12 protein-coding genes are annotated in these 11,883 nt (G+C 62.6%); 8 read left to right on the top strand and 4 right to left on the bottom strand.

Going from position 1 to position 11,883, the window contains the following annotated elements; genetic code table 11:
• The first annotated feature begins 16 nt into the window (after positions 1-16).
• A complete protein-coding gene (locus tag IPU70_RS15885) occupies positions 17-1,336 on the top strand; it encodes an MFS transporter (protein WP_207468587.1) in 1,320 nt (439 codons plus the stop codon).
• An 18-nt stretch (positions 1,337-1,354) separates the two neighbouring features.
• Positions 1,355-2,878: a M81 family metallopeptidase gene (locus tag IPU70_RS15880; RefSeq protein ID WP_207468585.1), complete on the top strand. Its 1,524-nt coding sequence runs from the start codon at positions 1,355-1,357 to the stop codon at positions 2,876-2,878.
• A 21-nt stretch (positions 2,879-2,899) separates the two neighbouring features.
• On the opposite strand, the gene IPU70_RS15875 is transcribed toward IPU70_RS15880, so the two are convergent.
• The 3 genes from IPU70_RS15875 to IPU70_RS15865 form a co-directional block, all read right to left on the bottom strand.
• Positions 2,900-3,274, bottom strand: coding sequence for a hypothetical protein (locus IPU70_RS15875; protein WP_207468583.1), 375 nt, complete (start codon positions 3,272-3,274; stop codon positions 2,900-2,902).
• A 659-nt stretch (positions 3,275-3,933) separates the two neighbouring features.
• Positions 3,934-5,157, bottom strand: coding sequence for a hypothetical protein (locus IPU70_RS15870; RefSeq protein WP_207468581.1), 1,224 nt, complete (start codon positions 5,155-5,157; stop codon positions 3,934-3,936).
• A 71-nt stretch (positions 5,158-5,228) separates the two neighbouring features.
• Complete coding sequence (locus IPU70_RS15865) at positions 5,229-5,600, bottom strand: hypothetical protein (protein WP_207468579.1); 372 nt, start codon at positions 5,598-5,600, stop codon at positions 5,229-5,231.
• Positions 5,601-5,706: 106 nt separating this feature from the next.
• On the opposite strand from IPU70_RS15865, the gene IPU70_RS15860 reads away from it, so the two are divergent.
• The 5 genes from IPU70_RS15860 (at position 5,707) to IPU70_RS15840 (ending at position 9,410) form a co-directional block, all read left to right on the top strand.
• Complete coding sequence (locus IPU70_RS15860; RefSeq protein WP_207468577.1) at positions 5,707-6,015, top strand: hypothetical protein; 309 nt, start codon at positions 5,707-5,709, stop codon at positions 6,013-6,015.
• 114 nt (positions 6,016-6,129) lie between these two features.
• On the top strand, positions 6,130-6,711 hold the full coding sequence (locus IPU70_RS15855) for an ABATE domain-containing protein (RefSeq protein ID WP_207468575.1): 582 nt from the start codon (positions 6,130-6,132) through the stop codon (positions 6,709-6,711).
• Positions 6,712-6,900: 189 nt separating this feature from the next.
• On the top strand, positions 6,901-7,773 hold the full coding sequence (locus IPU70_RS15850) for an alpha/beta fold hydrolase (RefSeq protein WP_207468573.1): 873 nt from the start codon (positions 6,901-6,903) through the stop codon (positions 7,771-7,773).
• A gap of 163 nt (positions 7,774-7,936) precedes the next feature.
• Entirely contained in the window at positions 7,937-8,878 is a 942-nt protein-coding gene (locus IPU70_RS15845; protein WP_207468571.1) for a sensor domain-containing diguanylate cyclase, read from the top strand.
• A 103-nt stretch (positions 8,879-8,981) separates the two neighbouring features.
• On the top strand, positions 8,982-9,410 hold the full coding sequence (locus tag IPU70_RS15840; protein ID WP_207468570.1) for an SRPBCC family protein: 429 nt from the start codon (positions 8,982-8,984) through the stop codon (positions 9,408-9,410).
• Between the two features lie 48 nt (positions 9,411-9,458).
• Here IPU70_RS15840 and IPU70_RS15835 read toward each other — a convergent pair whose 3' ends face one another.
• Positions 9,459-10,319, bottom strand: coding sequence for a DMT family transporter (locus IPU70_RS15835; protein WP_207468568.1), 861 nt, complete (start codon positions 10,317-10,319; stop codon positions 9,459-9,461).
• Between the two features lie 118 nt (positions 10,320-10,437).
• Here IPU70_RS15835 and IPU70_RS15830 point away from each other — a divergent pair, with 118 nt between their 5' ends.
• Entirely contained in the window at positions 10,438-11,823 is a 1,386-nt protein-coding gene (locus IPU70_RS15830; protein ID WP_207468566.1) for a PLP-dependent aminotransferase family protein, read from the top strand.
• Positions 11,824-11,883 lie beyond the last annotated feature (60 nt).

Raw genomic sequence — 11,883 nt, 5'->3', positions numbered from 1 at the left:
ACCGAGGAGAAAACCTGTGAGCGGAAGTGCAACCATCCACGCCGGCCGCGCCGCGCGCCCGGACCAGCAAGCCTTTGAAGACGCGACCTACAGAAAGGTCGCGCTGCGGTTCATACCCTTTCTGATGCTCTGCTACGTGGTCGCGTACCTGGACCGCATCAACATCGGCATCGCCAAGCTGAACATGCTGGCCGATCTGCGGTTCAGCGAGGCCGCCTATGGCCTGGGCGCGGGATTGTTCTTCATTGGCTACATGCTGTTCGAAGTGCCCAGCAACCTGATCATGCACCGCGTGGGCGCGCGCCTCTGGATCGCGCGGATCATGATCTCCTGGGGCATCCTGTCCGGCATCATGGCCTTCGTCAGCGCGCCCTGGCAGTTCTACACGGTGCGCTTTCTGCTGGGCGTGGCCGAAGCCGGTTTCTATCCCGGCGTGATCCTCTACCTGACCTACTGGTTTCCCAATCGCCGCCGCGCCAAGATGACGGCTATTTTCCAGGCCGGCATTCCGGTGGCCGGCCTCATCGGCAATCCGCTGTCGGGCTGGATCATGGAGCGATTCCATCTGGTCGGCGGGCATCCGGGCTGGCAATGGCTGTTCGTGCTGGAAGCGCTGCCCACCATTCCGCTGGCCATCGGGGTGCTGCTGATCCTGACCAACCGCGTCCAGGATGCCGCGTGGCTCACGCCGGAACAGCGCAAGCTGATCGAACACGACATCGCCGCCGACAACGCGGGCCGCGAGCACATGCCGCTGTTGCAGGCGCTGCGCGATGCGCGCATCTGGAAAATCGTCGCCATGACCTTTCCGGCAATGATGGCGCTATACACGCTGGGCTTCTATCTGCCCACCTTGATCAAGGACGCCGGCGCCGAAGGCGGCCTGCGCATCGGCCTGCTGAGCGCCATTCCCTATCTGGTCGCCATGGTGGCCATGATCCTGGTCGGGCGCAGCTCGGACCTGCGCCGCGAACGCCGCTGGCACCTGGTCTTCATCCTGGTGCTGGGCGCGGCGGGACTGGTCGCCAGCGTATCCGCGGGCACCAACCTGACGCTGGCCGTCATCTCGCTTTCTGTGGCCGCCGCGGGGATCATCAGCTTCTCGCCGATCATGTGGACGCTGCCCACCGCCTTCCTGGGCGGCGCCACCGCGGCCGCCTCGATCGGCATCATCAACAGCCTGGCCAATCTGGGCGGTTTCGTCAGTCCCTACCTGATAGGCTGGATCCGCGATATCTACCACAGCACCGCGCCCGCCATCTACATCATCGCCGGCTCGCTCCTGGTCAGCGCCCTGATCGCGCTGAGCTTCGATCCCAAGAAAGTCAATCGCTGAAGGCAAGGCACACACACCATGGCACGCACTCAAGCCACTGCGCCGCGACTCGCCGTCGCCGGCCTGATCCATGAAACCAACACCTATGCCGCCGAGTTCGCCGGCCAGACGCCATTGCGCGCGTTCGAACAATACGGCAAGGACGAGATACTGCAAGCCTTCGACAGATCGAATCACCAGGTCGGCGGTTTCATCGAAGGCGCCAGGCAGAATGGGGCCGAACTGGTCTACACCTTCGTCGGCCAGGCCACGCCCTCGGGCACGATCGAGGCCCAGGCCTATGCCGAGATGAAGCGCAGGATCCTGGACGGCATCGACGCCGCCTTGCCGGTGGACGGCGTGCTGCTGGCGCTGCACGGCGCCGGCGTCGCCGACGGCATCGAGGATATCGAGGGCGATCTGTGCCTGGCGGTCCGCCGACTGGTCGGCGCCGATGTGCCCATCGCCGCCGTCTACGACCTGCATGGCAACATGACCGAGGCCATGCGGCAGGCGTGCGACCTGACCTTGCCCTGCAAGCTATATCCGCATACCGACTTTCACGACCGCGCGGTCGAAGCGATGGGGCTGCTGCTCGATATCATCGGCGGCCGGCTGAAGCCGGTAACCGTCATGCGCCGCCTGCCCATGTTGCCCTACATCGTCACGACGCAGGATGGTTTTATTCCGGCCGAGGTCAATGCCGTGTGCGCCAGGCTGGCCGCGCTGCCTGGCGTCATCGACTGTTCGTGGTTCCACGGCTTTCCCCTTGCGGATATCGCCGCGCCATGCCCGGCCGTGGTCTGCACCACGGCGGGCGACCAGGAACTGGCCGATCGCTGCGCGGACGAAGTCGCGCAATGGATCTGGGAGCACCGGGAGGCGTTCCGTCCATCGCTGCCGAGCCCGGAGCAGGGCGTTGCCATGGCGTTGGCCGCCGGACGCGGTCCCGTCGTCGTCAACGAATACGCGGACAACCCAGGCGGCGGCACGCCTGGCGACGGCACCTATCTGTTGCGCGCCATCCTGGACGCCAAGCCCACCCCCGGCACCTGCTGCTTCGCGTCCATCAACGATGCGTCCGTGGTCGAACAAGCCCGCCAGGCCGGCGTCGGCGCGACCATCAGCGTGTCACTGGGCGCCAAGCAGGGCCGCTTCCAAGGACAGCCGCTGCGCGTGCATGCCTATGTAAAGGCCATCACCGACGGCCGCTTCGTCAATCGCGCGGGCTCGATGTTCGAAGGCGTGAAGTTTGACCTGGGCGCCATGTGCCGCCTGGTCATCCAGGGCGTGGACGTGATCGTCGCCTCGCGTGCCGAACAGATCTACGACGAAGAGCCATTCTTTTTGCATGGTATCGACGTGACTGCGTACAAGCTGATCGCCATCAAGGGCGCCAACCACTTCCGCGCGGGCTATCGCCGGCTTGCGACGCAAATCATTTCTGTGGATAGCGTGGGCCTGAGCACTGCCGACATCACCTCGTTCCCGCGGGAGCGGCTGGCAGGCGAATACTGGCCGCTGGCGGACATCGCCGACTACGCGCCGTATTCCAACGCGTAGTGGCTCTGCACGAAGCCGAAATTACCTGCCGAAGTACTTCTTGAACCATGGCTGCTCTTCGTATGGCGATTGCTGGCCGCTGCTTATCCGGCAAAGCTTCGCGGGGTTGGCATCGCCGGCCCTGCTCTTGCCAACCAGCGTCCAGCTCTTCGATTCGGGATTGTTGAAGACCTCCATCTCCCATTGTGCATTTGTCGCTGTGACACCCGTCGGCACTTGCTTTGCGATATTGACGAGAGCGCTCTTGACGCGAAAGCCATAGTCGCACACTGGTTCCTTGTAGAAGCCGATCTCATCGCGTTCGCGTTCCCATTCAGCGGCAAGGGCGGAATTTACGGCGGCAAGAGTGCAGAGCGCCATGGCGAACGGGGCGGATCTGCAGAGTGGCATCGGCATCGCTATGTACTCCTGGCGTTGCAATCGTCGTGTGATTCTTGCCACCGGGCGCGCCGGTGGTCAAGAATCCTTAGGGATGAATCCAAAGGATTGAGCTGTTGGCGTTGCCTGTCCGCCAAGGGAGAGCGTGGGCTTGCGTGTGTGGCGCTGGCATGCATACGATGGATCAGGCCGGGGGGGCTCGCGGCACGGGAGTAGTGCCCTCTCTTTGCCGCCCGACTGATATCCGGACGTCCGCCCATGAATACCTGTTGCCGACTCATCACGTCCCTTATGGCCGCGGCGCTCGCCGTGCCAGCTTTCGGCGCTTCTCCCGGGAAGCCCAACCTGGACGAGTACGGACTGGAGAGAGAGCCTCTCTGCAGCTACGCCTTGCCTGAATCGTTGAAGGCGCTACAAAAGGAATTGCCGTCGGGCGAGTACGTGCAGACGGCGGGTTGGAAGGCCGAGATATATGTCAATCGGGACAGGCGAACCTGGACGCTGGTTGGAACATGGCTGGGACCGGATGAGGACCCAGACGAGATGTGCCCTCTCGCGCGTGGCGTGGGGGACTACAGGGCGCAGAAGTGGTATCAGGCGTACTTCGCGCAGCGCAAGTAGGGCGGTCCAGCCGTGTTTGATCCGAGGCTGTGCGAGCGCACGCGTATCCGTCCCGCTCAGTCGGAAACCAGATACGCCTGTCCGCCCGGCTTCAGATAAGGCGCCAAGGCCTTGAACGGCACGCTGGCGTGCGTGCCCAGGCAAGCGCCCGCCGAGTGTCCGACTCCGGACACGGACAGGCTCAGCGCACCGGGCGCCTGGACTCCTAGCGCCAGATAGTCGGGCCAGAGGTCCGCGCAATCTTCCAGATTGGGGTGATCCTCGGACTGCTGCACGGCCGTTCCCGCCTTGACGGCCTGTTGCACCAGCCCGAGCAGGGCAGCACTCTTTTCCCCGCCAAAGCTGCGCTTGCCCGGCGCATACGCGTCGAACACGCGATTCCAGTCCAGGTACTCGCCGCGCAGCAGATCGAAGGTATAGGGCTCGAAATGGTTGTAGGGATGCGCTCCGCCGCAGTCCAGGCTGCCCGACTCGGTCACCGTCATCAGCGCGCCGGACAGCCAGGTGACGTTCACCGCTTCCTCATCAAAGCCGCCCAGCGTGCCAGCGCCGGGATTGCCGCTGGTGTAGGCCGACGCCATGCAATCCAGCGCGCCCAGGCTTTTCTGCCAATGGCGCTGTTCCAGCAGATAGTTCGTGCGCTGCAGGACCTGCGCGTCGGGATGGCGCGTCAACCGGGGATACGTGAACTTGGTGCGCGGGTCGCGCCACATGCGATAGGCCACTACGCCATGGCCGATCTCCTTGCCAACGGGCTGGGCGTGTTCCGCCAGCTTCAGCGTTTCGTACGGCGCGCGAACGGCATTGATGCCTGCCTGGACGTCGACATCGCCGAGATTGACCTGACTGGCGCGGGCCTGCTTGCGGTCCTTTTCCAGTTGCGCCGTGTCGTATTGGGCGACCTGCTTCAGGTCGAAGCGGCGTTGCTTGCCGGTGCGGACGTCGGTCCAGAGACCGCGGTAGCCGTTGGCGTCGCGCGTGCCTTGCCAGCTTGCGGCTTTATCCGCCAGTTTGGAAGCCGACGTGCCTCCCTGGAGGGGCTTGGGCTCGAAGAGTTCCCCGGCGGTGCCTTGCAGCGGGATGTCCACGCCGTGCTTGGCGTAGAAGTAGCGGCCGGTCAATCTGCCGTTGGCCGCCGCTTCGGTGTCCAGTTCTAGCACGATGTCGCCAGCGCCCTGCAGCGTTCCGCTGTAGACGGTGCGGGGCGTGGCGGCGGCCTGGGTGGCCGAAAGGGACAGGACGGCAAGCGCAAGCACGGCGCGGACGTTACGGTGGTGCATACCGAACGGTGAGCAAAGCATCGAGGGGCCTGGGATTCTAGGGGACGGGTCGGCCGAATATACCGGAACTGTCAGCCCAGCAGCGCAATCGCCTCGCCGTCCGCAAGCACTTGCGCGATCAGTGCGTCGAGGTCGTCGGTCATCACGCTGACGGCCTCGAACTCAAGGTGAAGGACGTCTAATAATGTTTTATTTTGAATTAAAAAAATATTTGTTGTAATAATATTATCGCTGGCGCCAGGTCTCCCGCATAGGGCGGGCGTTTGATCAGCGCGATCATGTGGAAAGAGGATAGGAATCGTGTACTTGCGGCTTGCTTGTATGGTTGTTGTCGTGGCGCTTTCGGGATGCGGGAACATTGCGGTGGTGAAGTCGTTTTCGACGAAGTTCGAAAGTCCTGCCGAGGGCGAGACTGCGAACTTGCGGGTGATCACAAACGGCATGGTTCGTGGGGTGCCTAACAGCGAGTGCATCAACTGGTATCACCCCGGCGCAGGGGTGATAGCCGCCAGGGATGGATTTGCCCATAGAAACAACGAAGATCTGGCCATGCCGGACAGCAAGTGGACGGCGGCATCGTCCAAATCGAATTTCTACAACACCGAAGTGCGCGTGCCCGCAGGTAAACCGCTGTCGTTGGATTTCATCGGCTACGGCCGCGTCACGGCCTATGCCCGGGAACAGTGCTTCGTTTCCCGGAGTTTCGTTCCAGAGGCAGGTCACAACTATGAGCTCGTGATGATCGAGGACGGGTCGAGTTGCCGGTCGAGATTGGTCGACTTTGTCGATGCGACTCAGGAGTCTGTGGTCAAGACCAGCGTTCCGGGTCTTTGCAGCAAATGGCACAGCTTCATGTAGCGCGGCCAGGCAAATGGCGTTGCGTGTTCCATGCCTGTCGGACGTGGCCAGGCGATTTTCTTCTGTAACTTGATAGTCTAAATCTAAGTGGTTACATTGGGGGTGGAGAATGCCATGACCAAAACTACCCCCGCGCCCGAATTTCGCCTGCTGGGCGACCACATCGCTCTGGATCTGATCAACACCATCGAGCAATCCGACGACGGGCCTCGCGACCGCCTTCAATCGGATGACGATGTGCTGGCATGGCTGGAAGTCTCGGGCTTTGAGTCTGCCCAGCGCAAGGCCCCCAAGGGCCTGCTCGAATCCGCGCGAGCCTTGCGCGAGACCGTGCGTGTGTTGGTCGCGCAACGAAAGGCGGGTTTGCCGCTTAAGCTTAACGCGCTCAACCAGGCGCTCGCGGCCGGCGGCAGTCATCTCGAGCTTACCGTTGTGGCGGGCGCGCCGAGCCTGGCACGCCGCTATGACGCGGCCACCCCCAATCAATGGCTGCTGCCTGCCGCGGAGGCCGCCGCGGACTTGCTCGCGCATGGGGATTTCGAACTGGTGCGCAAATGCGAAAGCCCGCTCTGTTCCCTCTGGTTCTACGATCGCACGCGATCCCACCGGCGCAGGTGGTGCAGCATGTCGCTTTGCGGTAACCGTCATAAGGTGGCGGCGTTTCGCCAAAGGGAAGCCCAGGACGCGGCTTCCTGAGCGCTTGCTTGCTCACCCATCCGGCCGCTAGGCCGGATTTTTTTTGGATGAACCTCTCCTGGTAATAGTCTTCCTCTATTTAAGTAACCGTTAAAACTTAAATTGACAGGTTACTTAAAACGAGAAAGAATGGCGCGAACGGCCTGAGGAATCCGGCCATTGATCCAGTCCCTGACCACGGAGATCGTCATGTCCAGCACCCCTGAAAGCCAGATCCAAACACGTCGCCTGCAAGCCGACGGCCTGAATTTTTTCTATCGTGCAGCAGGCGATCCCAATGCGCCCGTGCTGCTGCTTCTGCACGGGTTCCCCAGTTCCTCTCATCAATTTCGCAACCTGATCCCGCTTCTGGCCACGCGCTTTCGCGTGATTGCCCCGGATCTGCCCGGCTTTGGCTTCACGGAAGTTCCCGAGGAGCGTGGCTATCGGTACACGTTCGACGACCTGGCTGTATCGCTCGGTGCGTTCGTCGATGCGTTGGGCCTGAAGCGCTATGCGATGTACGTCTTCGACTATGGGGCGCCCGTCGGGCTGCGCCTGGCGCTTGCCTACCCAGAGCGGGTGACCGGCCTGGTCTCGCAGAATGGCAACGCGTATCTCGAAGGTTTGGGCGATGCCTGGGCGCCGGTCCGTGCCTATTGGGCAGAGCCGACTGCCGCCAACCGGCAGGTCATCGCCGACGCCGTGCTGAACTTCGAGGGAACCAAGTGGCAATACGTGCATGGCGTGGCCAATCCGGACGACGTGGCGCCGGAAAGCTACACGCTCGATGCCGCGTTGCTTGAGCGGCCGGGCAACAAGGACATCCAGCTCGATCTGTTTCTGGACTACGCCAACAACCTGAAGCGGTATCCGGATTTCCAGGCCTTCTTCCGCGCGGCGAAAATCCCGACGCTGGCCATCTGGGGCCGCAACGATCCATTCTTCATTCCGCCTGGGGCCGAGGCGTTCAAGCGGGACAATTCGGACGCGCAGGTTGAGTTACTGGATACCGGACATTTTGCGCTTGAGACGCATGCGGCGTATATCGGGCGTCGGATCATCGAGGTGCTGGCGCCTTGATGGGTTTCGATAGGGGCGCGTCGAGTGCGGCCTTGTCATTCGGCGCATCCCTTGGTTCCCACCACGCAAACCACCGCAGCCGACTCCATATCCGCATCGTCTAGAGTCGCTGACGGGTTCAGGCTAAAGTGGCTGGTTCATGTGGATCAAGGGTGGATTGAGTATGTCCGACGAAAGCACGCTTCTTGATGGCAACGCGGTGTACAGGACCTTGCTGGAATCGACCAAGGCGATTCCCTGGAAGATCGATTGGGCCACGAAGAAGTTCGCCTATATCGGTCCGCAGATCGAGGCGTTGCTGGGCTGGACGGTTGAAAGCTGGGTGAGCGTGGAGGACTGGGCCATGCGCATGCACCCGGACGACCGCGATTCCGTGGTGAATTTTTGCGTCAGCCAATCCCAGGCCGGCGTCGATCATGAGGCAGACTACCGAGCCTTGACCAAGGACAATGGCTATGTGTGGATCCGCGACGTCGTGCACGTCATGCGCGATGACAGAGGCGAAGTCCAAGCGCTGATCGGCTTCATGTTCGACATCACCGAACGCAAGAAGACCGAGGAAAAGCTGCTGACCTTGCAAAAGGAGTTGGAGGCGCTGTCCTTCAAGGACGGCTTGACGAATATTGCCAACCGGCGTCGCTTCGATAGTGGTTTCGAACTGGAATGGGCGCGCGCGGACAGCGAACGAAAGCCCCTGTCCGTATTGTTGCTCGACGTTGACTTTTTCAAGCAGTACAACGATTTGTATGGCCACACCCAGGGCGACCAGTGCCTGGTGGATATCGCGCAGACCTTGAACCTTGCGCTGGACGGCCCGCGCGATCTGGTTGCGCGATACGGCGGGGAAGAGTTTGTCGTGCTGCTGCCCGAAGCCGATGCCGAAGTCGCGCGGAAGGTTGCTGACCGTTGCCAGCGGTTGCTCCAGAAGAAGGCTATCGTGCACGCGCTGTCACCGCATGGCAGGCGCGTTACCGTCAGCATCGGAGCAGGCACGGTGGTGCCAGACGGGCAGACAGACCGTGCTGGTTTCGTCAAGGCCGTAGATCAGCAACTGTACGCGGCCAAGAACAACGGGCGAAACCGGATTGAGCACGTGGAGCTATGACCCGTCCGTGTGTAGGAAATAGGTGCCCGGCTACAATTTGCCTACCCAGATGCTGCGAAATTGTAGTCTGACACCGTTGTCCTGCCGAGGAATCAGCCCTTTCATGCATATCGAAGAACGTATCCAAATCGCAGTGCCTCCCATGGTCATCGATCATATTTGGAGCGAAGTCGACCGATGGCACCTTTGGGACCCGGACACCAAGCAAGCCCAATTGAACGGGCCATTCGTAGTTGGAACAAGAGGCCGGATAGTTCCCCGCAAGGGCATGGGCGTGCCCATGGTTGTCACAGAGCGATCCGAGGGCCGATCGTTCACCGTAGAGGGCTACATCCCTCTGTTCCGCATGCACTTCGAGCACACCGTTTCGCCGGTGGATGGCGGCTCGGAAGTCGCTCACCGCGTATGGTTCTCTGGCGCCCTTGCTGTTATTTTCGGGCCACGTGTTGCCAAGCAGATTCGGGAGGGGCTTCCTCAAACCATGCAATCACTTAAAGCATACGCTGAGCAACGCCAAGCGCCGCGTCGCTAGCCATGGGCCAGCCAGGGATGGCGTCAGCTTCACACTTGTCCGCCAGCCCTACGCGTACCGCTTTGCGCCCGCCACGCAAACCACTGCCGCCAGTGTCACGATCAACATCGTCCAGCTGACATTCTCATGCAGCAGCAGCGCCGCCAAGCCCAGGCCCATGAAAGGCTGGAACAGCTGCAACTGCCCCACAGCGGCAATCCCGCCCTGCGCCAGTCCGCGATACCAGAACACGAACCCGATAAGCATGCTGAACAGCGACACGTAGGCGAAGCCTATCCACGCTGGCGTGCTGACGTGCTCGAACGAAGCGGGCATGGTCAGCAGCGCGATGGGCAGCATGACGGGCAGCGACAGCGCCAGCGCCCAGCTGATGACCTGCCAGCCACCCAGCTTGCGGGAGAGCTTGGCGCCTTCGGCGTAGCCCAGGCCGCAGACGATGATGGCGGCGAGCATGAGCAGGTCGCCCGTGGGCGAGGCCTCCAGGCCGCCCCAGGCGGCATAGCCTGCAACACAGGCGGCGCCGACGATGGAGAACATCCAGAACGGCGGGCGCGGGCGTTCGCCGCCGCGTATCACCGCGAAGATGGCGGTGCTGAGCGGCAGCAGGCCCAGGAAGACGATGGAATGAGCCGAGGTGACGTGCTGCAGGGCCAGGGCCGTCAGCAGGGGGAAGCCGACGACGACGCCTAATGCGGTCAGCGCCAGGGAGGGGGTGTCGGACGGAGAGGGCCGGGGTTGGCGCAGCAGCATCAGGAGCGCCAGACCGAGCAGGCCGGCGATGGCGGCTCGCGCACAAGTCAGGAAAATGGGATCGAGGTCCGCCACGGCGACCCGGGTGGCGGGCAGGGAGCCCGCGAAGATCACTACACCGATAAAACCGTTTACCCAGCCGCTGGTGGCCTTGTCCATCTGAAGCTCCTTGATTCCGGGCGTCAGTACAGCATGGCGGCTGACCCGAGTCCACGCACAATCCAGTACAATTTTACGGAACTGTTATGTAATAAAAGCCAGTACAGCGGAGCATTCCATGGCGCGTGGCGGCACTCTCATCAAGCAGGTCATGGGCGAGATCCAGGGGCGGATTGCGGCACGCACGGCTTTGCCTGGCGCGCGCCTGCCCTCGGTGAGAGTGCAGGCCAGGACGCTGGACGTGTCGGTGTCCACGGTGGTGGAAGCCTACGAGCGGCTGGCGGCCGAGGGGGTGCTGGTGTCGCGTCCCGGGGCGGGGTTTTATGTGGCGGGACCCGTGGCGCCGCTGGCGCTTACCGAGATGGGGCCGAAGCTGGACCGGGAAGTCGATCCGCTCTGGGTATCGCGCCAGTCGCTGGCGGCCGATGCGGACAGCTTGCGGCCGGGCTGCGGGTGGCTGCCGGTCAGCTGGATGTACGAGGAAGGGCTGCGGCGCGCCATGCGCGGCATGGCGCGGGCCGAAGCCGCGGAACTGACTGAGTATGGGACGCCCTTGGGCCACGCGCCCTTGAGGCAGCTGCTGGCGCGGCGGATGGCGGGCATGGGGATAGAGGCCGGGCCGGAACAGATCATGCTGACCGATTCCGGAACCCAGTCGATCGACCTGATCCTGCGCTTTCTGCTGGAACCGGGGGACACTGTTCTGGTGGACGATCCCTGCTACTTCAATTTCCATGCGCTGTTGAAGGCGCATCGCGTCAAGGCGGTGGGGGTGCCCTATACGCCGAACGGTCCGGACGTCCGGGCGTTTGAAGCGGCGCTGCGCGAGCATGCCCCGCGCCTCTACATCACGAACTCCGGCATTCACAATCCGACGGGGGCGACTTTGTCGCCCTTGGTTGCGCATCGTCTGTTGAAGCTGGCGGACGATTCCGAGCTGGTAATCGTCGAGGACGATATCTTCGCGGATTTCGAGCACACGCCCGCGCCGCGCCTGGCGGCGTTCGACGGGCTGTCGCGGGTCATACACATCGGCAGCTTCTCGAAGACGGTGTCGGCGTCGGTGCGCTGCGGATACATCGCGCTGCGGTCCGACTGGGTGGAAAGCCTGACCGACCTGAAAGTCGCCACGACCTTTGGCGGTAGCCGGCTGGCGGCCGACATCATTTTCAGGACGCTGACGGGCAGCGGCTACCGCAGGCACATGGAATCGACCCGGCTGCGCCTGGCGCAGCAGATGGAAAAGACCGCCGCCAAGCTTCTGAAGCTGGGCATCAAGCCCTGGCTGACGCCCCGCGCGGGAATGTTCCTGTGGTGTCGCTTGCCCGAGGGCAAGGATGCGGCCACCGTCGCCCGCCTGTGCCTGAAGGAAGGAGTGGTGGTGGCGCCGGGGAACGCGTTCAGCCAGTCGCTGGCTGCCGGGGATTTCCTGCGGTTCAATGTTGCGCAGTCCACGGACGAGCGGGTATTCACGGTGCTGACCAAGGCGCTGAACGCCGCTTGATCTTGGTGCGATGCGGGTTTCCCAAACCTCTGCCAGCCCGCATTCCACAAAATATTTTCC

The organism is Achromobacter sp. SD115 (genome assembly GCF_017355315.1).
In the GTDB taxonomy this organism is placed as follows: domain Bacteria; phylum Pseudomonadota; class Gammaproteobacteria; order Burkholderiales; family Burkholderiaceae_B; genus Achromobacter; species Achromobacter xylosoxidans_B.
Note: the sequence above shows the minus strand (reverse complement) of the source record. Positions and strands in the feature narration are given on the sequence as shown.